General features: G+C 57.9%; 45 protein-coding genes. 1 reads left to right on the forward strand and 44 read right to left on the reverse strand.

The annotated features are described in order from the left end of the window. Nucleotides 1-311: 311 nt before the first annotated feature. A complete protein-coding gene (locus ACFPO9_RS17400) occupies nt 312-881 on the forward strand; it encodes a hypothetical protein (protein ID WP_379772677.1) in 570 nt (189 codons plus the stop codon). A 347-nt stretch (nt 882-1228) separates the two neighbouring features. Here ACFPO9_RS17400 and ACFPO9_RS17405 read toward each other — a convergent pair whose 3' ends face one another. The 44 genes from ACFPO9_RS17405 to ACFPO9_RS17620 form a co-directional block, all read right to left on the reverse strand. Continuing rightward, nucleotides 1229-2218, reverse strand: coding sequence for a DUF4238 domain-containing protein (locus tag ACFPO9_RS17405; protein ID WP_379772679.1), 990 nt, complete (start codon nt 2216-2218; stop codon nt 1229-1231). Next, nucleotides 2215-2454: a hypothetical protein gene (locus ACFPO9_RS17410; protein ID WP_379772680.1), complete on the reverse strand. Its 240-nt coding sequence runs from the start codon at nt 2452-2454 to the stop codon at nt 2215-2217. The genes ACFPO9_RS17405 and ACFPO9_RS17410 overlap by 4 nt, the downstream gene beginning before the upstream one ends. A gap of 255 nt (nt 2455-2709) precedes the next feature. Next, nucleotides 2710-3075, reverse strand: a complete 366-nt coding sequence (locus tag ACFPO9_RS17415) for a hypothetical protein (RefSeq protein ID WP_379772683.1) — start codon at nt 3073-3075, stop codon at nt 2710-2712. A 255-nt stretch (nt 3076-3330) separates the two neighbouring features. After that, nucleotides 3331-3657, reverse strand: a complete 327-nt coding sequence (locus ACFPO9_RS17420) for a hypothetical protein (protein WP_379772685.1) — start codon at nt 3655-3657, stop codon at nt 3331-3333. A gap of 9 nt (nt 3658-3666) precedes the next feature. Beyond that, a complete protein-coding gene (locus ACFPO9_RS17425; protein WP_379772687.1) occupies nt 3667-3894 on the reverse strand; it encodes a hypothetical protein in 228 nt (75 codons plus the stop codon). A 90-nt stretch (nt 3895-3984) separates the two neighbouring features. Then, nucleotides 3985-4689, reverse strand: a complete 705-nt coding sequence (locus ACFPO9_RS17430; protein ID WP_379772690.1) for a phospholipase D family protein — start codon at nt 4687-4689, stop codon at nt 3985-3987. A gap of 103 nt (nt 4690-4792) precedes the next feature. Further along, a complete protein-coding gene (locus ACFPO9_RS17435; protein WP_379772693.1) occupies nt 4793-5293 on the reverse strand; it encodes a hypothetical protein in 501 nt (166 codons plus the stop codon). Nucleotides 5294-5309: 16 nt separating this feature from the next. Further along, on the reverse strand, nt 5310-5675 hold the full coding sequence (locus ACFPO9_RS17440; RefSeq protein WP_379772695.1) for a hypothetical protein: 366 nt from the start codon (nt 5673-5675) through the stop codon (nt 5310-5312). A 12-nt stretch (nt 5676-5687) separates the two neighbouring features. Continuing rightward, entirely contained in the window at nt 5688-5948 is a 261-nt protein-coding gene (locus tag ACFPO9_RS17445) for a hypothetical protein (protein WP_379772698.1), read from the reverse strand. A 10-nt stretch (nt 5949-5958) separates the two neighbouring features. Next, entirely contained in the window at nt 5959-6255 is a 297-nt protein-coding gene (locus tag ACFPO9_RS17450; protein ID WP_379772701.1) for a hypothetical protein, read from the reverse strand. An 11-nt stretch (nt 6256-6266) separates the two neighbouring features. Continuing rightward, on the reverse strand, nt 6267-6518 hold the full coding sequence (locus ACFPO9_RS17455; protein ID WP_379772704.1) for a hypothetical protein: 252 nt from the start codon (nt 6516-6518) through the stop codon (nt 6267-6269). 12 nt (nt 6519-6530) lie between these two features. Continuing rightward, nucleotides 6531-6740, reverse strand: a complete 210-nt coding sequence (locus ACFPO9_RS17460; protein ID WP_379772706.1) for a hypothetical protein — start codon at nt 6738-6740, stop codon at nt 6531-6533. Between the two features lie 21 nt (nt 6741-6761). After that, the gene (locus tag ACFPO9_RS17465) at nt 6762-7073 is read right to left on the reverse strand and encodes a hypothetical protein (protein WP_379772708.1); all 312 of its coding nucleotides are present in this window, start codon (nt 7071-7073) and stop codon (nt 6762-6764) included. Between the two features lie 16 nt (nt 7074-7089). Then, complete coding sequence (locus ACFPO9_RS17470; protein ID WP_379772711.1) at nt 7090-7323, reverse strand: hypothetical protein; 234 nt, start codon at nt 7321-7323, stop codon at nt 7090-7092. 12 nt (nt 7324-7335) lie between these two features. Beyond that, the gene (locus ACFPO9_RS17475) at nt 7336-7578 is read right to left on the reverse strand and encodes a hypothetical protein (RefSeq protein ID WP_379772713.1); all 243 of its coding nucleotides are present in this window, start codon (nt 7576-7578) and stop codon (nt 7336-7338) included. Between the two features lie 12 nt (nt 7579-7590). Further along, on the reverse strand, nt 7591-7779 hold the full coding sequence (locus tag ACFPO9_RS17480) for a hypothetical protein (protein WP_379772715.1): 189 nt from the start codon (nt 7777-7779) through the stop codon (nt 7591-7593). A 12-nt stretch (nt 7780-7791) separates the two neighbouring features. After that, nucleotides 7792-8076, reverse strand: coding sequence for a DUF6283 family protein (locus ACFPO9_RS17485; RefSeq protein WP_379772717.1), 285 nt, complete (start codon nt 8074-8076; stop codon nt 7792-7794). 15 nt (nt 8077-8091) lie between these two features. Further along, nucleotides 8092-8442 (reverse strand): hypothetical protein, encoded by a 351-nt coding sequence (locus ACFPO9_RS17490; protein WP_379772720.1) that lies wholly within the window; start codon nt 8440-8442, stop codon nt 8092-8094. A 93-nt stretch (nt 8443-8535) separates the two neighbouring features. Then, nucleotides 8536-8763 (reverse strand): hypothetical protein, encoded by a 228-nt coding sequence (locus ACFPO9_RS17495; RefSeq protein WP_379772722.1) that lies wholly within the window; start codon nt 8761-8763, stop codon nt 8536-8538. Between the two features lie 7 nt (nt 8764-8770). Further along, entirely contained in the window at nt 8771-9085 is a 315-nt protein-coding gene (locus ACFPO9_RS17500) for a hypothetical protein (RefSeq protein ID WP_379772724.1), read from the reverse strand. Between the two features lie 25 nt (nt 9086-9110). After that, nucleotides 9111-9401 carry a hypothetical protein gene (locus ACFPO9_RS17505; RefSeq protein ID WP_379772727.1) on the reverse strand — a complete coding sequence of 97 codons (291 nt, stop codon included), beginning with the start codon at nt 9399-9401 and terminating at the stop codon, nt 9111-9113. A 15-nt stretch (nt 9402-9416) separates the two neighbouring features. Further along, nucleotides 9417-9620 carry a hypothetical protein gene (locus ACFPO9_RS17510; RefSeq protein WP_379772728.1) on the reverse strand — a complete coding sequence of 68 codons (204 nt, stop codon included), beginning with the start codon at nt 9618-9620 and terminating at the stop codon, nt 9417-9419. A gap of 93 nt (nt 9621-9713) precedes the next feature. Then, nucleotides 9714-10271, reverse strand: a complete 558-nt coding sequence (locus tag ACFPO9_RS17515; protein WP_379772731.1) for a hypothetical protein — start codon at nt 10269-10271, stop codon at nt 9714-9716. A gap of 83 nt (nt 10272-10354) precedes the next feature. Continuing rightward, the gene (locus ACFPO9_RS17520; protein ID WP_379772733.1) at nt 10355-10591 is read right to left on the reverse strand and encodes a hypothetical protein; all 237 of its coding nucleotides are present in this window, start codon (nt 10589-10591) and stop codon (nt 10355-10357) included. Nucleotides 10592-10692: 101 nt separating this feature from the next. After that, nucleotides 10693-10902, reverse strand: a complete 210-nt coding sequence (locus ACFPO9_RS17525) for a hypothetical protein (RefSeq protein ID WP_379772736.1) — start codon at nt 10900-10902, stop codon at nt 10693-10695. Nucleotides 10903-10917: 15 nt separating this feature from the next. Then, nucleotides 10918-11100, reverse strand: coding sequence for a hypothetical protein (locus tag ACFPO9_RS17530; protein ID WP_379772739.1), 183 nt, complete (start codon nt 11098-11100; stop codon nt 10918-10920). Further along, nucleotides 11090-11377, reverse strand: coding sequence for a hypothetical protein (locus ACFPO9_RS17535; RefSeq protein WP_379772741.1), 288 nt, complete (start codon nt 11375-11377; stop codon nt 11090-11092). The genes ACFPO9_RS17530 and ACFPO9_RS17535 overlap by 11 nt, the downstream gene beginning before the upstream one ends. 20 nt (nt 11378-11397) lie before the next feature. After that, complete coding sequence (locus ACFPO9_RS17540) at nt 11398-11751, reverse strand: hypothetical protein (protein ID WP_379772743.1); 354 nt, start codon at nt 11749-11751, stop codon at nt 11398-11400. A 463-nt stretch (nt 11752-12214) separates the two neighbouring features. Continuing rightward, the gene (locus ACFPO9_RS17545) at nt 12215-12526 is read right to left on the reverse strand and encodes a hypothetical protein (RefSeq protein WP_379772745.1); all 312 of its coding nucleotides are present in this window, start codon (nt 12524-12526) and stop codon (nt 12215-12217) included. Nucleotides 12527-12609: 83 nt separating this feature from the next. Then, nucleotides 12610-14517, reverse strand: coding sequence for an adenine nucleotide alpha hydrolase family protein (locus ACFPO9_RS17550; protein WP_379772746.1), 1908 nt, complete (start codon nt 14515-14517; stop codon nt 12610-12612). Nucleotides 14518-14724: 207 nt separating this feature from the next. Next, entirely contained in the window at nt 14725-15003 is a 279-nt protein-coding gene (locus ACFPO9_RS17555; protein ID WP_379772748.1) for a hypothetical protein, read from the reverse strand. Then, nucleotides 15000-15440, reverse strand: a complete 441-nt coding sequence (locus ACFPO9_RS17560; protein WP_379772751.1) for a hypothetical protein — start codon at nt 15438-15440, stop codon at nt 15000-15002. The genes ACFPO9_RS17555 and ACFPO9_RS17560 overlap by 4 nt, the downstream gene beginning before the upstream one ends. Before the next feature lie 74 nt (nt 15441-15514). Then, nucleotides 15515-16354: a hypothetical protein gene (locus ACFPO9_RS17565; RefSeq protein WP_379772753.1), complete on the reverse strand. Its 840-nt coding sequence runs from the start codon at nt 16352-16354 to the stop codon at nt 15515-15517. Nucleotides 16355-16425: 71 nt separating this feature from the next. After that, nucleotides 16426-16611: a hypothetical protein gene (locus ACFPO9_RS17570; protein ID WP_379772756.1), complete on the reverse strand. Its 186-nt coding sequence runs from the start codon at nt 16609-16611 to the stop codon at nt 16426-16428. A 21-nt stretch (nt 16612-16632) separates the two neighbouring features. After that, the gene (locus ACFPO9_RS17575) at nt 16633-16986 is read right to left on the reverse strand and encodes a hypothetical protein (protein WP_379772758.1); all 354 of its coding nucleotides are present in this window, start codon (nt 16984-16986) and stop codon (nt 16633-16635) included. Nucleotides 16987-17264: 278 nt separating this feature from the next. Next, on the reverse strand, nt 17265-17873 hold the full coding sequence (locus ACFPO9_RS17580) for a hypothetical protein (RefSeq protein ID WP_379772760.1): 609 nt from the start codon (nt 17871-17873) through the stop codon (nt 17265-17267). Nucleotides 17874-18066: 193 nt separating this feature from the next. Beyond that, a complete protein-coding gene (locus tag ACFPO9_RS17585) occupies nt 18067-18924 on the reverse strand; it encodes a hypothetical protein (RefSeq protein ID WP_379772762.1) in 858 nt (285 codons plus the stop codon). Nucleotides 18925-19037: 113 nt separating this feature from the next. Continuing rightward, complete coding sequence (locus tag ACFPO9_RS17590) at nt 19038-19607, reverse strand: hypothetical protein (protein WP_379772765.1); 570 nt, start codon at nt 19605-19607, stop codon at nt 19038-19040. Then, nucleotides 19607-20044, reverse strand: a complete 438-nt coding sequence (locus ACFPO9_RS17595; protein ID WP_379772768.1) for a hypothetical protein — start codon at nt 20042-20044, stop codon at nt 19607-19609. Before ACFPO9_RS17595 ends, ACFPO9_RS17590 begins: the two co-directional genes overlap by 1 nt. A gap of 200 nt (nt 20045-20244) precedes the next feature. Continuing rightward, nucleotides 20245-20799 carry a hypothetical protein gene (locus ACFPO9_RS17600; RefSeq protein ID WP_379772771.1) on the reverse strand — a complete coding sequence of 185 codons (555 nt, stop codon included), beginning with the start codon at nt 20797-20799 and terminating at the stop codon, nt 20245-20247. After that, nucleotides 20799-21443, reverse strand: a complete 645-nt coding sequence (locus tag ACFPO9_RS17605; protein WP_379772774.1) for a hypothetical protein — start codon at nt 21441-21443, stop codon at nt 20799-20801. The genes ACFPO9_RS17600 and ACFPO9_RS17605 overlap by 1 nt, the downstream gene beginning before the upstream one ends. A 114-nt stretch (nt 21444-21557) precedes the next feature. Then, on the reverse strand, nt 21558-21941 hold the full coding sequence (locus ACFPO9_RS17610) for a hypothetical protein (protein WP_379772776.1): 384 nt from the start codon (nt 21939-21941) through the stop codon (nt 21558-21560). A 295-nt stretch (nt 21942-22236) separates the two neighbouring features. Beyond that, nucleotides 22237-22572: a hypothetical protein gene (locus tag ACFPO9_RS17615; RefSeq protein WP_379772779.1), complete on the reverse strand. Its 336-nt coding sequence runs from the start codon at nt 22570-22572 to the stop codon at nt 22237-22239. A 65-nt stretch (nt 22573-22637) separates the two neighbouring features. Then, on the reverse strand, nt 22638-23123 hold the full coding sequence (locus tag ACFPO9_RS17620; RefSeq protein ID WP_379772781.1) for a thermonuclease family protein: 486 nt from the start codon (nt 23121-23123) through the stop codon (nt 22638-22640). Between the last annotated feature and the right edge of the window lie 30 nt (nt 23124-23153).

A 23153-nucleotide genomic window follows, 5' to 3' on the forward strand; every position in this document is an offset into this window, starting at 1 on the left:
GTCGATAGTAAGTAGTCTTGGTCACGTTTCCGATCCTGTCGATGTCCGCAAGCGCGATAGGCGCATTTGTAGCTGGGTTGTTTAGCAAGATGGTTGTGCCACTGTTCTGTCGGGGAAGCGCTCGAACATCTGCCGGGGAAAGCGATGTGGAGAGTTCCATCCAACGACTCGTAATGCAAGCAGCGATATCGGCAACGGGTTTCGGCCCAGATAGTACCGAACTGGGTTGACCTTTTCGCAGATCGCCTACAGTGGCACAACCAGATAGCAATACAACCAGAACAATGGTTGCGATGCCTGGCTTTATCAGGATGGACCTCGCTACTTCTGCAACGGAGGAGCACGAATCCCTGCAACAAACCGAGCATGCTGTTAATTTATTACCCATGTTCTCTCCGCTTTCCGAGTTAGTTGGTGAAGTCAAAAGAGGCCGCGCGCAGGCGCATTTCGGTAACGCCTTTCCAGACGTTGTAACACTGCTGACCCATGATTTTCTGACCGCGCTTAGCTTCGACGGTCCCGAAGTGCCCAACGCTACTTTCGTTCGCGTCGACGCCGCACATCGTATCGTGATCCGGGCCGGCGACGGCGACGGCGTTTGCAGCGTGCCATTCAACGCCATCGTCCACACGCACCCCAATTACTTTTGTCATGGTCTTTTCCTATACCTTCTGTTCTTCGACTGCGACCTCGGCGGCCGCAACGGCGCCGGCTATCGTCAGGTGGTAGCCCTTACCGAAATCACGTTGCAGAAGGCCATCTTTGCACATCTGCCGCACGACCTTGCCGACCGCCAGTGCAGCGCCTTGTGGCGAGCGGAACACATAGCCCGGAAAGGCCAGGTACGCCACGCCGGACGTGAGCTGTCAAACTCAAATTAAGTTTGTCAAATGATGGTCAATAAATTCAACGGCTTAGCATTCTTGAAAAGCAGCAAAGTTTGTCAAATTCGCGGATTGTAGCTCATCGATTAAAAGCCGACATCGTAGCCTATGTCTGTCAAAACCATCGATCCTTCTGCGGCCCGTGGAATTTAGTCGCATATGTGCGGCGCGGCGGGATAACGGCCAAAAGGATCGTCACGTTTCCTCAAACAATTTGACAAACATTGCGTTCGATTTGACAAACATAATTTGACTTTGACAGACATAATTTCACTTTGTCATCGGCAACCGGCCGTCTCGGGGCACCTTGCGGCATCAGGTTGTTTTCCTTTGTTCCCTTGCTGTTAGCTTTTACCATCTTGCAACCGTAAATCGCTGACTAAGTCCTTCCCAGATCGCAGTTCTCTCTCGCCGCGGATGTAGACGAATTTTTCGTCTCGAGCATAAACCTGACGGTCAGCATGCCAAATCAGTGCCGCGTTGGCAAAAGCTACTTGTTTTTTATTCGCCTCCAGGATGCCTCCTGGACCACCGAATTCACCTACCATCAGTAGGTCGTGAGAAACTGGAAACAATACCTCTGTGCCTGGTAGAGCAAAGCCTGGGGATGAATAAAAACCGCGTGGTTTCCTTTCGATCCACTGCAATCCGACTGGATGGTCTGATGTGACGAATCCGCCGGTGTCTGACCCCGCTCGAACGAGCGTCCATGTGCGCTGGGCTAACAGCGGCAAAACCTTGTCTGCAAGTTCGAGCTCGTTTGCAACGTGACGCGTGGTACTTACATCAATGGTGTATTGACCTCGGTCGACGAAGTCTTTCATCTCCTCGTAACCCAGCAATTCGTCGCGTTCAATATAACCTTCCTCCACTGCTCGACCGAAACTCGCCTCATAACGTTCGCGTGTTGAAACATTCAGCGCCATCATTTTTCGTGCAACGCGCTCGTGGAAATCACGGACATTTTCGCGCATACGCGGTGTTCGAACCGACAACAAGGCAATTAGGTTCAGCACGAGGTTTAGCTCTTCGGCGGTCCCGAACTCATGGCTTACCGCCATTTTTAGCAGTACGGGCGCAACCAGAGATTCAAACTTCGCGTATCCGGATTCAACATGGTCTGGCGGGACGCCGGCTCCCTCGACCCGGTTAAAATCCCGTGCTGCTGCGATGTTGCGCGGGCTGGTCGGAAAGGTCGTGTACCGCGTCTTGTCGGTAACATAGAGTTTTGCATTCTTGCTGCGACTTTTTGCAAAGCCTTTCAGATAACACTGTGGAACCCAATGGTGATTACGCGCTAGCTTCTCGCCACCCACGTGGTTCGATTTATTCATGACTGGTCCCATACGTCTATCGTCAGCACGTGGTTGGCCGGCAGGGTTAGCAGCTTGTCGCGGTGGATCGTGACACGTGTGTTAAAGCCCTTGTTCGGCCCTAGGTCCTCGACCGGCGGGCCGTCGATGATGAAGGGTACGAAGTTACCGGCCGGCACCGTGTAGCGGTTCGGGTAGCCGTTGAAAGAGTGCTGTTCGGCCCGGCCTTCCTTCACCAGATGATCAAGGAACCGCATGTTGAACACGCTAGCCTCCCAAGATGCGACCAGCGGCCCCATCGAATCCTGTGACGCGTCACGCTCTGCCGGCGTACGCGGGTCGACCACTACCCACCATCCGCTCATTTTGTTCTCCGTTCTCGTTATCACCGTGTGAAGGCGGCTGCAACAGCGCCCAGGGCCGGCACTGCGCCTACCCTCTCTATATGGACGCCGCCCGCTCATGGCGGGCTTCGGGTGCTACTGTGTTTCTCGTGACGCATCACGCTTTTCCTACCTGTGGGCTTGCAACTTGGCGTTAACGGCTTTTGCGGCGTCTTTTGCAGACTCGTGACTGTTGAACGCGAGTCGCAATTCTTGGCGGTACTCTTCCAGAATGCCGCTGATCGCGTTCCTCTGCACCAAGAAACCCGACACCAGCTCTTCTCCGACCGCTGCGAGCCAATCTTCGCGCAGTTGATCTTGCGGAATTGGCGGCAGCGGAACCCACTCGTTATCGTTGCCGAGAATCGTCCAGATTGAACCGTCGTCACACAGTGCAACGACTTCGGTTTCGATTGAGCCAGGCTCACCAGCTATCGCGCTCGGTTTCTCAAAGCGAAGTGCCGCGATCTGGATCGGCTTACGGATTTTTTTCATCTGTTTTCCTAGACCAGTTCAGCTGGGGTCAGCAGCGTCCCGCATTTAGGACAAGTAGGTTTGATGGCATCGAATACCTCTTTCCACGATGCCGACCTACGCTCGACATGGTGCGATCCGCCGTTTAGGCCGACGACAGTGTATTCCTCCCAATTTGCCGAGTAAGGTGAGTCGTTCTCACTCGTTCGAATTGCGCCCTCGTGTCCGCATTTGCACCGGACAGCGTCTGTTGTACGTGAAGTCATGTGTTTTCCTTTACCTCTTGCTGAATTCCGGCAGGCTGCATTTGCCCAGGATCGGCGGGCGCGCACGCACCACTTCACGAGTCAGTTGAAGACGCGTGGAGTCGTCCGGCCATCTGCCATGGACCATGTGATATAGCCGCATGAGGTAGTCGTCCTGCACGGCCATATGGTCAATGTGCCATGGCGAGTCAACGAAGAGCGTTGTAGATGCTGCGATGGATTCCACCACCTCTCGGTGTTCATCCAGCCGCTTCCCTACCGACCTCGCGAACTGCAATTTGTCGACGACTTCGGATTTCGGTACAAAGCCCAGCTTGGCTGCCAATTTTGCGATCATGTTCCGGTCCTAGCGCTTCTTGTCGGCGGCCTGGATCTCTTCTTCGGTAAGCTGCAGGCGATGAAGATACGAGCCTTTTGTCATTACAGGAACTGTCTTAAGGGTACCGTCGTCCCCCGCTCCAACCATGCCATAGATCTTCCCTTCATCGGAAAGGCCAAATGCCGCAACGTGCCAAACCGTGGCGTCGTGTTTGAAGTACCAGTCCACCGCTGGCATGATCTGGATAATTTTCATTTTCTAGTTCCTTTCACCGGCCGACACTGCGCCGACCCTCTTAATGCCGCAGCCGCGTCTAGCGCGGCGCGGGTACTGCTGAGGCTTTTCCTAGCTCAGTTGGATGTCGAGCGGCCAGAGGAAGTAAGGGCCAAACCGAGACTTCGCGATGTACTCGATGCCGGCCTGTTCGCCTTTCGCCGTAGGTCCGTACTTGTTGTCGCCCAAGGCTTCGACGTACCCGGCAGTGGCCGCTCGTTCGAGCACTTGAGCTGTCTTCAGGCCGAGCTTCTGCCCAAGCTTCGACGTCGTGAGCTTTCCAGCATCTGGGCTGTCCTCGTCGGCAGCTGCTCCTTCCGGCTCACTTGGTACCCGTTCTAGCGAAATGCGTACCTCGTCGCTGATGCGGATGATGCGTTGCGCTTCTTCGTAGGCGTCCTTATAAAGCTGGGCATCTTCGGACCGTCGGATCAGAATCCCCATTTCATTATTGTTGACCTGGCTGAACTCGTAGAGGTTCAAGCTGGTGATAATGCACAGCTCCTCGCTCAAGTAGCATTTGGCATGAAGGTTCTTGCAGAAGCTCGTCCGTACATATGGCAGACTGCGGAGCCACTCGATTTCGGCAGGCTGCAACTCGCTTTTGCCGTACACAATCCGCACATCGATCTTGAGCCGGTCCTTGTCGACCAGGAGTTCCTTGATTCGGTCGTTCAGGCGCAAGAAGGGGCTTATCAAAATCACGCGATCTTTAGCGTCCTTGATAAGCTCCTCAAGAAAATAATTGGTCCCGCTCGTATTCAAAAACTTCGCCATAACCTGTGCATGTTCGTTTGACCTGGGCGGCGCAGAACCGACCCTCTCAATGCCTCAGCCGCGTCGAGCGCGGCGTAGGTACTGCTGGGTGTTTTCCTCGGTCTTAGTGTCGGGTCTCAAACCTTCTTCCCAACCGCCCTTCGAGCTTCTCGATTGGCAAAAGGTCTGCCTTATGGACTGTACAGGCCTGCGGATCCACTTCGCACGACGCCGTCCTTGCCGCATGGATCGAATGAAGTGTGATCGCGATGATGTCCTTGCGCTCCGGGTGTTCGGCCGGCGCGATTCCCTCGGCGGGCGACTCCCACGCTTCCATCACGTGCGCCACAATCGGCCACTTCAAGAGCATCGCTTCGATGTTGCCGGGTATACGTTCCTTAGCCGACTCGTCTTCAATCACGAATACATTTACGCCACTTACCTTGCCATCATTGAAGTCGAGCCCAATGAGTTCGTGGTTGACGCCGCCAGTTTGCCGGTACACCTCTCGAACCATGCCGAACAGTGCCTCGTAAGCAACCACAAAGGGGTCGTTGCCCAGCGCCTTGTTGCGGGCGGCCGCTACTCTTTCGGACTGGCCACCACGTCGTTTCGCTTCACCCATACTGGTTTCTCCTTGCTCAGTTGGCCGGATCGATAACCGCATCAAAATGCGGCGTCAGGTCGTCAGGCGAATACATGTCCAGGACGCGCCCAACGCGCATCCCTACTGTCGGGCGGCCCAGCTTCTCCAGGTAGATCATCGCGCCCACGCACATGCTCTCCTGGCCGCTCGCAGCGTAATTGCCGTCATCGTCCCAATCGCCACCAGTCCGGCCGTTGTGAACCGTCTTGTGGCAGTAGAACGTGGAGTGGTCATCCGAAACCAAGGCGTCAATGATCCCTTCCACGCGACCAGGTGCTAGCTCGATTGCGCCCTGTTTCAAGATGGGGCAGTTGGCACATGGTCGGCGCAGCTTGAACATGTTTTGGTAGGGAGCACTCATCGGGCTTTTCCGTTAGCTCGTCTTTACCCACTCACCGAACTCGTCCACGATCCGCTTAGCCTCTTCAAGCTGCGCCGCTTCAGTTTCGTTTTCAGGAGCCATGCTTTGGAGGATCATGCTTTGCGCGCTGGCCATCTTTTTAAAGCCGTCGAGCAGTCGCTTCCGGTTCTGCACAAAATGGTCTCTTAACCCGGGTGCAACCGGAATCTTGTTTTCCAGGGCGCTTCGATAAATGTCCAGCAAGCCTTGGATATCGTCGACGTTAATCTTCATGTTTTCCGGATCAGTTGTAGTTAGCGCATAGGTCCAGCGAAATATCGCAGCCGCGAGTCTCCAGCAGCTTGCGCTGCGGGTGCTTCTTGGCTTCCGGCGCCGTCATGAATGCTGCGAACACGGGCAAACCGAACGCGATGCGGCGCGATGCAGGCCGGCCGAGGAGTTGCGCGATCGCGTCGGCAGCTTCGTCACACGCGGCCAGGCGGCACTCTGGCGTCGGCAGGTCGTCGATGATGCGCGCCGGACGCATAAACGGGCGACCGTTCTGGTCAAGCGCTTCGTAGGCCGGACGGATTTGTTTCATGGCGTTTTCCTTTAACTGCCGAGCACGCTCGCGGCGTGCCGGCGAATGCGACTGGCGGCGCGTGCCGGGGTGTCGCCTACATCCTTCCAGACTTGATGCCACCAGGCGATCAACGCGGCCGCTGCTGCCGTCGTCGGCGCCGCAATCACAGCTTCCAATTCGGCTTGGACTTCCGCCCACCAGGCCGCGCCTTCGCCGGCATCGGCCGTTTTGTCGATCGCGCGCTGGTAGATCAGCATGGCTTGGTCGAGGGTGAGTCGCATAGCGTCCTTTTCCTATGCGTCCTCGGCACCGCGATTGAGTTGATCCCAATCCCAGTCGCTCATGTCTTCTCGTGCCGCGCCATCCGGATCGTCGGCCCATTCGTCGTTGTCAGCTTCCTCGACCATGGTCTTGTACAGGCGTTCCGCGCAAGCTTGGGCCTCGTCACCAAGGTGGTCGCTGTAGCGGTTTGCGGCGATCCCGATCCACTCGTCTTTGGTCACATAGCCTCCGTTTTTTCCACCTTATTCTTCGCGCACGAACTTCAGGGTCCGGCGCAGGTATTCAAAGCCTTGGATCGTGACCGGGACTTCGTGGAGGATGTCGCCGTTGTTAGCCAGAACATCGACCCATTGATCGGCATCTGCATCAGCGATCATGCCGAAGGCTTCGAGCCGGCGCAGCACCAGGGCGCACCCTTCCAGCGGATTCTCAGGGAAGGTAGTTCCAGTAAAGTGCCGCAATTCTTCTCGCACGATTCGAGCGGGCCGCAGCGCGTGCGACCTGAACTGCATCGGCTGCTCTCCGTCCCGCGTCTTCAACATCACGATGCTCATATTTTTCCGTCCCTGCTCAGGCCGCAGCCTGGTGCGCTTGTAGGTAGGCCTTCTCGACTTCGCTCTCGAAGATCCGCTCGCCGCTAACGGCATGCTCCACCCACACACGCCATCCGTTCGCCGCCACCTTCTCGGCAGCTTCCAGGACCTCGCCGCGGCGGCCTGGGCCGGAGGCATCGGTGCGCACGCGGGAGAACATCGCCGGATTACCGGCGACGTATTTAAGGGTCCAGCACTTTTGCGTAGCCATCGATTTTTCCGTTCATTCCAAGGTAAAGGTCATTTGCGGCGAATCCAGCTTCACATATCGCCAAGTCTTGAGGCCCAAAGCCTTGGCTGCTCGCTTTGCGGTGTCCTTGTTGCCGAAGCCAGGAACAACGCGCAGGTCCAGATGATCCATAAGCTCGAACTGGCCTTCCTGCAAGTCGAGAATGTCGTCAGGCTGCTTTAGCTGAACAACGTACCAGCGCACATGAAAATCGGTTGTCGCCAACAAATATGCCATCGTCTTTTCCGGTCAATCAAAGGGTTTATCAGCGCCCAAGTTGTCGCGCGGCTCCCAAGCCACCCAAAGCCACAATCCGAAGGTGGCAAGCATTGCCACAAATGACACGGCTTTGACAGCAACCCAAGGAGCGTAAATCGCGGCTCCCAATGAGCCGACAAAAGCCCAGGAGACTAAACGTTTATTCCTTGCAGTGCGCATCAGTTTTCCTCGTCAGTTCTCGTGATGCTCGATGCAGGCCGTGGCGCTTGCAAAGACCGTATCCGCGCCGCCCAGGCTCAGCGGTATCCGAAGTCGCGCAGCGAGCCTAACGAACGCATTGTCCCGGCCGTTGATGAGCATGTGCCCAGCGCACTGCATGTCCGTCTTCTTATGGCAAACGAACGAGTCTGCCGCCAAGATTTCAGCCATCCGTTCGGCGCCTAGCCAGCCCTTCAACGTGTCCTTGCGAAACGGACAGTCTTGGCAAGGCGCTTTCATGTTCGGCAGCGATTCCACGAATGTTTTCCGAGGTCAGTGTCCAGCGCGCACCAGGTCAACGGCTTCGGTGTCTGAGAGCGCGTGCTTGACCTTCGACATGAATTCCGCGTGCGTTGCAGCGGCGCCGGCGTACTCCCCGCCAGCCTCGGCGGCGATGTACGCTGCCACTGTGCTTTCGACGCCACCGCCGACGTGCAGGCTGATCGACATGCCCTGCGGAAGGGACATCGGCGCGAGCATGCACGGCACGCCAATGGCGCGCAGCGCGGATACTGCATTTTGCAGGATCGACATTGCCTCGGCGTTGTCCAGAATATTCGGCTCGCCTCGGGGCGACTCTGCGGCGCCGGCTGTACCCGTTATGATGATGGTGTTATTCGACATGCTTTTCTCCACGGCCGACACGGCGTCGACCTTCTCAATGCCGCCGCCCGCTTGTGGCGGGCTTCGGGTACTGCTGGGCCTTTTCCGTCCTGTTCAGGCCGCAGCCTTATTGGTCTCGCCGGTGACGCCGAGCAGCGCGTCGATCCGTTTGTTCGCCCGATACGCTACCTCGTGCGCCTGGTCGAAGACGTTGCGCTGCGCGGTGGTCCATCCTTCAGGGGGAACGCTGTCGCATGCGGGCGCATTCTCGGTGACGACTTCCATCGCGGCCAGCTCGATCGCGTTCTGGATTGCCTTATGCAGCTTCTTGCTGATCTTCATGCTTTTACTAGACCTTCTGTTCTTCGATAGACACCTCGGCAGCCGCCGTGGCACCAGCCATCGTCAGGTGGTAGCCCTTGCCAAAATCACGCTGCAGGAGGCCATCCTTGCACATCTGCCGCACGACCTTGCCGACCGCCAGTGCAGCGCCTTGCGGCGATCGGAACTCATAGCCCGGAAAGGCGAGGTACGCCACGCCCGACGTGAGCAGCCCGCTTCGATCGCCATTCCAGGTCATCCGAGCCTTCAGCATCCCCTGCAGGACCGCTCGCCGTGAATCGGCTTGGCTGATGAACTTGTCGTGGTTTCGTCCAGTACTCATGCGCGTGTTTCCTTTTCCTCGGCCGTTAAAGGCGCACAGGCCAGTTATCGAATTCGTTCAGCGCGTCGCCCAGGTCGCGCCACTCCGACCAGTCACTGTCCGCGCCGAACTTCGCATGCACGCGCCGCGCGCACGAGATAACCGACTGAAATTCATCGGCCGGGCCCAGTTCAACGGCCTTACGCAGAGCGAGCACGCCCATGTCGTCACGCTCGACCACGCCATCATCATCGATGTCGGACAGGACCTGCTTTGCGGCCTTAGTCAGCATCGCAACCTGCGCTTCGAGCTGCTTGATCTTGTTGTCGTTATCCATGAAGTTTTCCTTGGCTTACGCACTAAAGAGCGAGGTGAACGCAACTGTCTTCTCGGAACCATCTTCGCTTGCCACCAATGCATCGATCATGCCGTCCCTGCTCGGGTTCCGAAAAACCTGCTTAACAACGACCAGCGGCCCGTCGTTACTTTCTATCCTGCTTACCTTTCCTTCACACTGGTTCCTGAATGCTGCCAGCGCCAAATCTTGTGTGGTCATATTTTTCCTTGCTCAGTTGATCCGCTTCCAGACGCACAACGAACAGCGCAGCACGCCCCGGTCATCGTGGTGTTCAGTCTCTTTTCCGTCCTGTTAGGTGGACTGCGCGCTGGTGGCGAGTCTGCCGATTGTCGCGGCGTGCTTGCCCTGCAGGCTAGCGCGCATGGTCTGGAATCTATCCCAGCCTTCTGCTACCACGACTTTGGGGTCGCGCGACATGGCCTGCTCTGCAAAACGATAGATGAGGTAGTCCATGTTTTCTTTCATGGCGTCGCGTAGGTCTGCCAGCGTGCTCAAATTCTTGATCTGGTATTCGGAGGTGGCCGCCACAAGTGCTACCTGGTCAGGTATGGACGTAAGCTCATCGAACTTGCCTTTCATGGCCTCGCGTACCTTCACTTTCATGACCTCTCTCGCGTCAAGCAACTTTTTCTTCTCCTTCCCAGCGCCGTCGAACCGGGTTGCCAAGACGGAGAGAATGTCAGCCGCTTCCTTGAGGGTGCGCAGTTCTTTATCGTTCAGCCCGGTATCACTGGATCGTTCCGTTTCCGCGAGCAAGCCGCCGCTCAGGCGGCGCAGGCTGGTAGCGCGGCGCTTGAGGGAATCGGGGGTATCGAGTCGATCCGCAGCGAGTTCTTTAACCGTCTTCATCGATCTTCCATTCAAAGAAGCTAGCGGCCGGCCAGCTGTCGGGTGCACGCGGCGCTTTTCCGCTGCTTATCGACCGGTCGTCGTCACGTCTGATTTCCAACTTCGCTGACTGGAACCCAAGGCTTCAGTCGGCCAGTCAAAGCCCAACGGACAGCATAAAAGACGACCATGACAGCTACTGGACCTATAACCGCGAACATCGTGGCCGCTGCCCGTTCACTTGAGCTCTCAGTGACCAGAGCGATAAATCCGCAGAATAAAAATCCACCGGCAGCTGCCAGGCAAGCAAATCGAAACAGAATAAGTTCAAGGCGTTTCATGGTGTCTCTATTTTCTTTTACTTGACCGACACTGTGCCGGTCCTTTCAACGTCCCAACCCGCTTGTAGCGGACTTCAGTGCTGCTGAATATTTTCCTTGGACTAGCTAACGCTGTGATCGAGCCAGTCGTAAATGGTAGTGCCGGCTCCGACCGTAATCGGACCGTTTTTCGTGTCGATCCGCTCGTTACGGTCCGACAGCACGCGGTCACCCTGCTTCACCTGGCCGCTCGCCAGCATCTCACGCAGCGTGCCGACGTCGGCCACAACTTCCGCGTCAATCAGGATCTGACCTAAGTTCTCGCTCGCCATATTTTTCCTCGACGGTTAGGCGCGGTCGCGAGACGCAACAGCATCCGCTTTCATGGCTTGCATGAACAGCGTGTGGAAGGTATTGCGCGCCGCCTCCAGGCGCTCGGCCGCCGCTGTCGCTTGCGCAAGCTGGCAGTGGCCCATCGCATAGGCTGCGTCGTTGAACTCGCCGAAGGCGGCTATCAGGTCATCGCTCATCGCCATATCGTTTTCCGTCCTCGTTTATAGCCGGGAAGTCCGAGTTGCCGTACAGGTCATCGCCGAGCGCTTCACGGATTGGGTTGAAGAACGAAGACCAGTTCACAGCCTTCTTTGCATGTACTTCTAGATCGCTTACGCTAGCGCCTCGCTCGACTGCGTTGCGCAAGTAACGAAGCGCCTTTTCTTCATCCCAGTAGGCCGCCCCTCTCTCTTCCAAGCGGTTTCGCAGGATAGCGCGGATGTAGTAGAGGCGTTTGTTCTCTTCGGCGGTCATAATTTTCCTTGCGACCCATCTCAGTTGCCGATAACGATAATCTTGCTGCCCAGGTCGAATGCCGCAGCTACTGTCGCCGGGTGCTTGCTGGCGTCGGCGTGGGGTGCTCCTTCGTCCCATGTGTCGAACAGCACGGCCTTATCAACCAATGGACCGTAGCCTCGCTCAATCCGGTCCGGCAGATCACGCAGGTGAACGAGGAATTCATCGCGCTCGCGCAGCCATACGACGAAGCCTAGGAACGCGGCGTTATCCGGCACATCTTGCTCTTTTCGCAGCACATCGATGTCGATCGGCTCCCTTCCCTCGCGCTGTCTTGCGCGTGCTTTCTCGGCGCGTTCTTCTGCCGTTCCCCGTTGCTTCGCTTGGCCCATGACGTCCTTTTCTTTGTTTCGTTTGCGTGACGCGTCACACTTTTCAATAGCGGTTTATACGGTTTTCCTTACTTCGGTTCCTTGATCGCACGGATCGCCTGCTCTACCGCTTCCGTTCCAACCCGCCGCGCCTTCTCTTCGACATCGGGATAAGTGCGCATTGAAAGTCGCCCAGTGCGCTTTTGCTCGGGCGGTAGCGCTGGGCGACCCGGCTTTTTTTGCTCAACAGTATTTCCCATAGGTAATAATGTACGCCATCAATAAGGGTAACGCAATGATTTATTGTACGCCATAAATTACCGTTTAAGACTGCCAAAGGTTCCATTCAGCGGCAGTTGCCTCAGCATGGCCGAGAAAACCACAGCTCGGCCGGCAAACAGCCTACGGTCCTCGGAAAATAGCGCAGAGCAGGGCCAACCGATACGTAAAAAAAAACCCCGCCGAAGCGGGGTTCCTTCCAAAGTTAGTTTTTTGCAGGGACATAACCAGCTTTGACAGCTGCTGGAAGCCTGCTCTCGTCCACAGAACTGTGACCGTTGGGGCAGGCCGTCCTGAACGCATCGTATTTCTTCGCGAAGTGCGCAGCATCAGACGGGCGATAGACTGCGCCATTGACGTTCCCAGCTTCCCACTCTGCCGCTGCGGTGTCGCATGCCACTTTCTCGTGGTATGACTTGACCATGCTTGCGACAGTAAGGCCGGTAGGGAATGTGATGACCAAAGCAAACAGCAGGGCCGCGCCCGGGGGTACTTCGCTAAAGAGTCCTGAGGACATAAATTTTCTCCTAGTTGTGGTGGTTGAAGCCGGCCCAAGTGTAGGGCCGGCATTTATACGTGGTTGCAAGCGAAGCGGCGACGCTACGCTGCTTCCGGGACGCTGAACATATCGAACTGCGGATCAGGTGGCAGCAGCTTTTGATGCTCAGCGTTCGTTATCGAGTTTTTCATCAGGTAGGCCTTCATTTCTGCCGGGGTGGCCAGATCGAAGCGTTCGGCCAGGTTGGCGACATATCGGTTGCGCAGGGCAATCTCTTGGTAGCGATGAGCGTGACCGGCAGGGAGAGTCACGATCCCTTCGTTCAGCCAGAAAGTCGCTGACTCGGCCGCAGTAAAGTGGCGAGATTCGACCATCATGTCTGGGTAGGTGCACGTGATGAAGGTGCAGGCCTTTTCTGCATCGACGCTCAGCTGGTCAGTTTCATCAAACCAGGTTGTGCGCTTGCCGTTCACCTCGCGGTGGTTGAAGATCCGTTCCGGATGCAGGTAGGGATTCCACATCTCATTGCTGACACTTCGCAGGCCTTCGGACGGTGCTGCATGGTCGAAGTTACCGACCCTCAGCCAACGTGTCGTCGGGATAGTCAGCTTCGGTGCCTTGTCCAGCTTCGGCACCGAATATCGCCTACCCAGCACGTTAATGTCGTACCAGATCGAAAGCGCTGGAAAGGCGTGCTCGGCCTGGTAGTGGTTCGACCAATGGAAATCGATCACGGCCAGCTGTTGAAAGGAGACGAGCTCGAACGTAGGGCTCGCCATCAACCGGTTGTCCTTCGTGTCGGCCAGGCGGCCGGTGAAGATTGCAGCTTCCGTTTCCTCGGCGCGGTCACGCTCGTTTGCATCGATCGACAGCAGATAGCGAAGCATTGCCTTGCGGAACTCATAGGAATACACGTCAGGGCCCACAGGTAGATAACCAGCAGGGCTAACCGTGCGGCCGACAAGTTCGCGCGTGTCCATGTCGAACTGGGTCGCCATGAGCAACTCCCGAAACTTATTAAGCGGACGCATGAACGCGTACTTATCGACTGTCAGCATGCTCTCCATGCTTTTGTCTTTTTCGCCCGTGAGCGTGCAAAATCCGCACCCCGTTCGACTTCCGCAAGCGGCGCGGCTGCCAGCGTCCCCAAGAATCACGCCACAAACTCCGTCGTTGCTATCTTGGTAGAGCGCGAACAAACGGTGGACGCTTTCCTGCGATATGGCGGCATCGTAAGGGCTGCTTTCCGGCTCCAGAAGCATCTCGAGCGTGCTCCAGACGTCTTCTAAAGTCCAGTACGCGATGACGCTGAGGACAAGCTCACCGTCCTCGCCGCGGACCGGTACTGCTGCCGACTCGCCACGCTTTTGCATACGGGCCTTGCGGACCGTCGACTCGTCAAAGCGGGTGCCAATGACTGTGACCATCTCCCGCCCAGTTTGCTCGATGGCCTTCGCCTGAAGTTTGGCAGCAAGCTTTTGCGCTGGCGAATATTTCCAGTCCTGGGCGCATTGGCGATGCTTGCTGTTTTCGGGGAACCTTGGCAGGGTGCCGCGGCCGATCGTCGTCACCACGAACGATGACGCCAGCGACGGATGCGTGAGGTGAACCTCGATCGGCAGCTGGTGCTTTTCGAAGTGCTCGCGCATCTCATCTTGCACGGCCATGAGGTGCATCTCCATCGCGGGATTGTCGATGCCGGTCGAGCTGGACGAGATGTAGTGAGTGGTCGTGATTCCCTCAGCTACCGCCCGGCGCACAGCTTCAATCATGAGGACGGCGCAGGAACTGCTGTCCTTCCCGCTCGAAAATCGCAGGTGAAGAGAATGCCGGCGCCGGATCAGCCCCAGCATGGTTTCGATGCCCTGCTCTTGGATTGATTTTTCGGCCTTGATGATGACGCGGCTTTGCGCGACGAATTTCGGCTCGCCTTCCAGCAGGGCCAGTAGTTCATCGATGTTGCTGCCGCTCGCGGGGTGCGCAGCTTGATGGATCTGTTGCAGGTGCATTCGTTGCTCCAGGTTGAACCAAAGGGGCAGCCCAAACGGGCGGCGTGCCCGATGGCGAACGGTAGGTCGGCGCGAGGCCGTGGATGGATGCCGGGTGCCGGCGTATGAATTCGGGGTGCTACTCATCTGTGCTGCGCAAAGATCAGTAAGGCAGTCCAGTGCGACACACCAGCGCAAGGCCGGTGTGTCATCTGGATCAGTAAAGGTTTAGCTGGCGAACGCTGCAAGGGTGTTCGTCAGTTTCGTTTTCAATTCCGGCGTCGTCGGCGTGCTGCGGTAGCAGTTGTCCTCCAGTGTCAGGTAGCCAGGGCGTACTAGCGTTCCCATCAGGCTCATGAACTGATTGAACGACGCGCCTTGGGCCTGCATGGCCGCGTACAGGACACCTGCAGGGGCACCCTGCTCACCCGCCGCCTCGACAGCTTCGATGACACCCAGGCTAATCGTAGCGACCGCGCGGATCTGCGTTGGCGTCATGTGGCTCATTCGGTCACCTCGTGCACGTAGGTCATCCACAGGGACGCGGAGGGCAGCGATTGAACGACATCGAGGATTTCCGATTCCGTCGGGTGGTGCACTTCGATGGAAGTGCCCTTCTGGACCGCGCTCAGCATGTACATGCAGTCGGCCAGGGTGCGAGCGCCTTTGCACTCGGCGATTCCGGTTAGCGTTTCGTGCGCGCCAAGCAGTTCGTCCATGAACTGAGTCGAACGCGATTGGCCTTGCGGGATCGTCGCGGGTACCGTTTGGCCGGAGAGTGGCAACTGTGCGTTTGCGCGCTGCGCGAGGTTGCTGATCGCTTCCATCGCGGCGGTAGCCTGATGCTCCAGGTCGTCGGAGTTGACGACAGCAGCAGTGATAAGGCCGTTTGCAAAAAGGTGGTTGACGAGATTGCCGGTGAAGTCCGAGCAGGAGTAGGTCATTGTATTGCTCCAGTTAAGGCATGGAGCTACCCCACGTGGGATAGCCCCACTAGGGTTTGTGTGTAGTTGTCGGATCAGCCCAAAGTTACTTGCGGCTGTGCCTCACGGCGGTTCAGCCACCAGTCCATTGCATCTTGAGCTGCGACGCGCAGCGCCAGCGACCGGGTGAGCGGATGGTGGAGGCCGAAGGTCTTGCGGGTCCCATCGGGATACGCGACGTTGATTGCCCAGCCATCCGGCAATCCGTCTACCTTATGCGGGACCAGAGCATAGGACGCCCCGGCCAGCAGAAGCGATCCGGCCTTGTCGAGCTGGCTCGCAAATGCCTTTCCGGACATTGGCGGCAGCGCAGCCAGTTCGTCGGTCGTTGTCAGCACCTCGAGCGCGTCCAGGCTGAATAGTTCGACCCGCTCCTGTGCTCGCGCGGTGGCGGCGAGCCGGACGTTCCAGTAGTCGCCAGTGGTGCCGTTCTCGCTTTGCACGACGCCTTCACGACCAGGGTACTTATCGCCCCCGATGCGAGCCTGATTGGACTTGACACGAACGCGAATTCCTTCGCGCACGGCCAGCAGGCCGGCCTTGGCAGCACGCTGCTTCATTTCAGCCAGGTCGGCTTTGAGCGACGAGTGAGCGTCTTCCGGAAAGCCGAAGATCACGCGAGTGCCGACCACATCGTGGTCGTCCATATGCGCCTGAATCGCAGGAATAACGCCTTCACAGGCGAGGGTCTTGTCGCCCAGCCAGTAGCCGAAGACGCTCCCGTCGCAGTTTCCGACTGTTTCGGAGACGAAAATGTCGCCGCTGCGATCGGTTGGCCATTCTCCCGCCCAGTCCCGCGGTGAGGATGGACGAAGCTGGAAGGTGCGGCCCGTGGTCGATTGAATGGCCTGGGCCGGAGTTGTAGTAGTTTGCATGGTGTGGTCCTACGAAAGAAAACGCCCCACCGGAATAGGCGGGGCGTGTGTTGGAAGCGAGTTGGCGCAGCTCAGGGGTAGTAGTCGGGGAAGCCATCGTATCCCCAGTCGCGAACTCCTTCGGCCACCCCCTCGTAGTAATCGAGGGGCATGTCCAACAGGATTTCGGACTGGTGATTCGCGCAGTTTCCGTGCCGGTAGCCGCGTTGCCAAAGCTGGGATTTTGTAGTGGTGCCGGTGCTGGCCACGGTGATCACTGCAATCTCGCGATTGAAGGATCAGGCGGCCAGCAGCTCAGCGTGCATCTGCTTGCGCTCGAATGGCGACCGTGCCGACTTGCGCACGACCAGCACCGAACGAGCAGGGCGTTGTTCGCGGCTCGGGAAGGCGATGATCTTCGCCGTCGATACCATGACAGGGTTGCGGTCGACCTGGGCGCCGCGCACGGACATCATCTCCACCGCTTCCGCGAGGTGATGAGCCATGTTCGTACGCAGGTCGTGCTCCAAGCGCTGGCGCACCTGGCGGCGGCTCTGGCGCTTGAAGTAGCTACGCAGAACGTGGCCACGACGCATTTCGATCTCGCCCTGCAGGTGGCTGTTGGCGATTGCGTTTACATTGATGGTATTCATGCTGCGTATCTCCGAAATGGAGGAACGCTGTCCCTACGGGGACAGGTCCCCGATGGGTTGTAGAAGAAGCTGGCCAAGTGGCGCAGCGACATCAGATGCCGAGAGTCGGCTTAGGAAGATTTGAGCATCGCTCGCCCGTGGCAGTACGGGGAAGCGGTTTTGAATTTACAACAATGCCGCATGGCGACGTATCAATGATACCGCACCTTTCGGCAAAGCAACATAGGGGCAGCGCTTCTATTTTGCGATAGCGATGCCTTGGTGGCACCGCTGAGACCCTACTTGCGCTTACCTGGAATCGGCAGATGTTTAGCGTGACGCCCACGGAAAACCTTCGAAACCTTCTGCGCCACATCAAATGACCAGCGCCGCAGGCGCTCGGCCGTGCGCTCGGACCCAGGGCGGTACAACCACTCATCTCCCAGTTCAGAATTGGGCCAACGGCAATTCAAGCCGGAGTAGCTGGTATGACTGGTCAACACTAGCGGCCGGCCAGCGAGTGCAGGCGCCAACAACTGTGCTTTCGACCCACACAGCAGCACCAAGTCAACACCTTCCAGTTCGCGAATGACCCTGGATACGTTTTGCGGCGCCAAAATTTGCGCGGCCGCTGCTTCGGTGACCTTATCTCCGAGAGCCTTCGACATCGGGACATCGTAGGCGTTCGTAATACGGTAGGCGTAGCGATCTGCGGATGGGAAGACGGTTGGGAGAGATCTTGCCAAGTGGTCGGTTAACGCTGTTCCAAGGTTTCGTCCCGAAGCGTCAGCCAAAGGCATGCGGTCCTTTGCCTCGCGCGTACCAGGCACGGAGAAAACGAATCCGATATTAAGACTACCCTGCCAGAAATGTGCCGGGCCCGTCGGCGTTTGTTTTAGCTCGTTCAAAGCTCTCTCCTTTCAGTCGGGAAAAACTTTCCGGCACGAGGCTGGAAGGGATAGATTGTAGATGGAATCGGAACCTGCGTCGCGGTACCTGTGCTTGTCGATCTGGAGAAAAAAAAGACCCGACCAGCACAAGGCTGGAAGGGTCTACTTGGACGACTAGCCGGAGCCGGCCGATCGCACTGCGCGTGCGGTTTTAATGAAGGCTTTGCAGGTTGCTCGGGCCGATCGATTCGACTTTGAAGAAGCGCACGAACAACACCGTGCCCTCGGTGTCGGTCGTGAAGAAGCGGCCCTTGTCGTCGAACCGCCCCGTTTGAACGCCGTCTTCGGTCAGCGTGACGCTGTAGTCCAGCTCACCATCAGTCCAGGCGAAGCGGAGCACCTCGTTTGTCGGCTCGCCGATCCATGCCGACCTGGTCCAGTCCGTCAGAAGCGCACCATCGTCGATGCTGATGGCATTGGACAGCGTCATCAGCTGCATGAAGCGTGGCAGCGAGGGATCCGCCGCCGGCAGCACCAATGCACGATCAGCCGAGGGCTTCATGCGTTGCGCGCGGGTGACGATCACATTTTCAGACGGCGACGCGACCTCGATCGACAGGTCATCGAGCGCCGTGTTGCGGTCGCCGCCCGGCAGGACTTTGGCGGTGACTTCCATTTCAACGATGGTCCGGACATACTCGGGCCGCTTTGGATTCACAGCACAACGCGCTTGTTCAAACGCGGTGGCAGTGATTTCTTCGACGCTGTCCACGCCAAAGAACTCGCAGATCGAGCTGGTGACGTAAACCTCAAGCGGGCCGGAGTGGTCGAGGTGTCCGTGGCCGATATCGTCGGTCTGGTCCGTGGAGTCCTCCAGCTCTACAACGAGGTCGTGATCGAGCAGGAGAACGGCGTCCGTCACGTCGACGATCTTCTCTTCGACGAAGATTGCATCGTCGCCTTTACGGCCTCCCCAGGCCTGCAGGACGACACGGGCCAGGATACGCTTTTCGTTCGATTGAGCGACGTTGGACGAGACAGCTTGTTGCGGGGTGTCGATGGTTTGCATGGATGCTTTCGGTAGATGCCCGGTAGGGCTTTTGTAGTGGTGCCGCCGCGGTATGGCGGCAAGTTACTTGGATGCGTTTTTCCGCCCGCGCGGCGACGATGTCGCCGGCGTTATTACAGGATTGCGATGGAAGGCGATGGCCCGGCCTTGGGCGGCGCGGTCATTTCGGTGTGATAGAGGATGGCGCCACGTAGGTAGCATCGGTGAGCGTAGACAGTCACTTCTTCTGCCCAGCGAACGGCCCTGTTGTCGAGGGTGACGAACAGGTGAGTGGCATGGGGTTCGAAGCGGACCTCGAGGCCCTCAAAGCTCGGCGCGTCGGTATCGACAAGGACACCGTCGACGCTGGCAATCGGGTGCTTACTCTCCGTGCCGGCCGCGATCTTCTCTCTTCCGATTTGCCCGACATTGAAGAAAGCATCACGCAGGACCACGATCTTCTGATACCAGAGGACAGAGCCATTGAAGAAGCCAGCATTTTGTCGATGCTTGCCGGCGCCGTTCCCTTTGTGAAGCGTCTGGACCGGAACCTTGCGCGACTTCCAGATATTCAGGTTCAGGCGCACGCCGACCAGGTCGCCACCTTGCGGCCGGGCCTGCTTGGCCATGATGCGAGCGCAAACCTTATCTTCGGCAAGCGCGCGTTCGACCTCGGCGTCGTCGATGATGGTCGGGGTCGCCATCACTGGCCACCTTTCTCACCAACGACGGGTGCTTCCGCTTTGGCTGCGGCCAGCTTTGCAGCTGCTCGCGGGCCAACTAGATAGTCGGGGATGTCGTCGCCATCGTCGTATGCCTCCAAGCACCAAACATGGAGACATTTTTCGCAGACGCTCGCGAGGAACGTCGGGTTGTTGAGAGGCGCGTACATGGCGTGCACGCTACGGCTGGACTGGTCTTTTGGCGCCAGGCACAGGCGGCGGCCGGCGTGAGGCCCGGTTTCCGACAAATGCACATACTCCAGGCCTCCTGCTGCCCGGGTATCACGTAGGGCTTGTTCGCCCAGGTCTCGCGCCTTCTGCAAGATCTGGTGGTGTTGCTCGTAATCGGCCTCGCTGGTAAAGCCCAGGGCTTCCAGTTGCTCGGCACGGTCGGTATTTGCTACGGTGGTGGTTTGCATGTGTGTTCTTCCAATTGAACAGCGCCGCATCGTCAAACGACGTGGGCGATTGCATGAGAGGCCAAAGGCCGATAGGTAGATGCCGGTGTCGGCATAAAAAACGGTGTAGACGCTGGCCGCGGATGGAGCCGTGGCAAACGGGAGGAAGGCGGAGGGACGCGCCTCACCCCGGAAGGGGTAAGGCGGTCAGTTGTAGTGGTTTATCGGATCGGCGCGAGTGCCGCGCGTAGGTCAGCGAGAAGCTGGTCCACGCCCTCCTGCAGATCGTCGCCCTCGAACCCGGCGATGAAGGCCTCTGCCCGTTCCAACAGCGAAGTTGGATGGGTCGATGCGATCATCTCTTCGATGCCGGCGGCAGTCGTCAGACCGTGGAGCGTGGCGATTCGCGGCTCGCCGTTCATGATGACCGAAGCGATTTCGGAGACGGTAGCTTGCGCGACCGGCTTCGACGTCGCCGCCGGTGCCGGCAGTGCTGGCTTTTCCGATGGCTTGAACAGCGCAGCCGCTGAACGAACGCCGTGATGCTGGTCATGCAGCAGCGCGTGCTTGGCCGATGCATCGCACTTGTCGAAGAATTTGTTCGCGACCTCGAACTTCACACCCCATTCCAGGGCCTGAATGTCCTCGACCGTGATCACATCCTTCGTCGCCAGCGCAGCGAGATCCTGCTCGCGCAGCCGGTGCAGCTCGGCCACTTCGGTCTGATTCGGCTTGCGGCGCACGAACGACGCCGCGAATTCCAGTGCGGTCGGCATCAGGCCCCCTTCGATTCGTCGGTGGCGCCGAACAGGTCGGCGATGAAGTAGTCGATCTTGCGTTTTTCATGTGCGCGCACGCGTTCACGATTGGCCGGGGTGTCGGCGAGCTTGTACGTGATGTACTCGCACTTTTCGTCACCCCCTTCGAACACGACGAGCAGCTTCGTCTTGATCGCGCGCTTGAACGAGTTGACCGCCTTGGTGACATCGGCGATGCGGCCGACGAGGAACTCGATATTGTCAGCGGTAGGTACGGGCACGCGAGCTGCAATGTCGGCTTTGGCTGCGTGGTAATCGCTATCGGAGACCTTGTTGTACTGATGCTCGAGGTCGAGGTTGAACAGCATATGACCGCGGACCGCTTCCGCGACTTCCGGCACCGCGAACAGCTTTTCTAAGCTGGCTTTGTCAGCTGCCTTGGCGGCTTCGGTAGTAGCGTGGAATTGCGACTCGTCCGGACCGCCGAAGCCGCCGTTGGAGACGGTGACGATCTTCGTGCGACCGTGCGTCAGCGTTGCGTGCCATGCAGCGCCATCGTGTGTCTCGACGGATTTGCTATCGGTAAGTTTGAAACCAGCCGCGGCGAAAGCCAGGACCAGGGCGATGTCTTGCTTGAGGGAGTTGTTTTCGGTATAGGACACGGTGAATCCTTTGAAAAAGGACGAACCTGCCCCACTGGGCATGGTTCACCCAGATGGAAGAAAGTTGGAGCGGAGCGCAAAGCGCCCCTGTTTTTACTGAACTACGAGAGCGACTTAACGTCCCCGTTTGTGACGGCCTCGCCACGCGAGGCTCATTGCATTAGCCGAACCACCGAGCAGCGCGATCGCTTCCGAGTCCATGTAATAGGAGCCGGTCGTGATCATGCCGCGGACAGCGCCAACGGCTTCGCTTTCGGAGAGCTTGCAGACGCGACCTAACGCGCGGACGAGCCTTCGGTACTGAATGAAGACTTCGCCGCACGTCGGGAACAGGCGGCAGTCTGCGAACTGATGCAGTTGGAGCCTGCCCTTGTGGTCAAGCCCAGGCTTGCTCAGATGGATCGTGTCGCCCAACACGGACTCGATCTTCCACGCCTGGTGGCGATAGATGATCGTCCGGCCAACGAAGTTGGCAGGGCTACGGTTTTTCAGCTTCATGTGGTGCTCCCAGAGTGCGTACAGGAGCCGCCATCCGTGCCGGAAGGGGTTCCGGCAACGCGTGAAGTTGCAGAGGTAAGTTCTAAGCGAACAGAGATACCGCAGTGCGGTGGGTAAAACCGGGAGTTTGATGAACTCGTCTATGCGCGGGGCAGAGAGAAGTTAGTTTTTACAACAATGCCGCAGGGCGACGTGGCGATTCTACAATGAATAATTCTTGATGGCAAACTTCACCGCAACGCCGGCTGGACCTCAATGACCAGCCACTGGCGATACGGTTTGTTCGGTTTTCGCATCATTTCACGCGACGGTATTCCATCGATCCACCTGCCGTTGGTACGACCAGCGTATCGGTGTTCTTCACGTGCGCTATCTTGGCAGTGACTCCTGCCGATGCCATCTTAAGCATGCCGTCTTTATACACAGCCGGGAATACTTGCGTTTCCATTTGCCCCTTCGGGAACAATGCGGGCTCGGTGAACTTGACAAGGAAGTTGTCTCCGTTGCGTTCCACAGTCGCCTGATAGTTTGCTTGCTCTTTCGCCTGCCAGGAACCGACGAATTCGGCACCGCCTTTCTCGCCGCAGCCCGACAGCATCACGACAATCGCCGCACAGGTAAGGCCTTTCATCCAATTTCTCATTCGTTTTCCAGTAATCCGGCTTCCGGCCGGTACGGGGCTTACGCCACTTCCACTCAGCGGTAGTTTACCGCTTTCTGACTCCGACGGAACAACCAGGGTGGTGTCGGGTCGGGGTCGGCCCACAGTCCGAGGTGCTGCTGGCGAGCGGTACGTTCAGCTTCTGCATACGAAGCATCGTTACTGTAGCGTGCGTAATGCCACGCCATGCCTCTGTCGATCTGGACCTTGTTGATGTCCACGCCGTTGAGCAGGATGCGGCAGACCGAGCGGCCGTACTGGTCTTGATCACGGATTTCGACGGTCACTGTCTTGTTGAAGATGAGCTCGGACAGGCTCTGCTTGGATCGCGCGCCATATTCTTGGCTAGATTCCGGGGCATCGATTCCATACATCCTGCACCTGATCTGTTGCCGGCTTTCGTCCAGCACCCGGACCGTGTCACCGTCGCTGATGCCGACCACGCGGTACTGCTGCTGGGCCTGCGCGTGCGATGCGATGAAGGCCAGCGCGGCGAAGAAGCTGAGATAGATTTTTTTCATAGTTGAGTTCCTTGTTGGGCGCGATCGCGC

The sequence above is a fragment of the Massilia aerilata genome (genome assembly GCF_042656905.1).
GTDB lineage: Bacteria > Pseudomonadota > Gammaproteobacteria > Burkholderiales > Burkholderiaceae_D > Telluria > Telluria aerilata.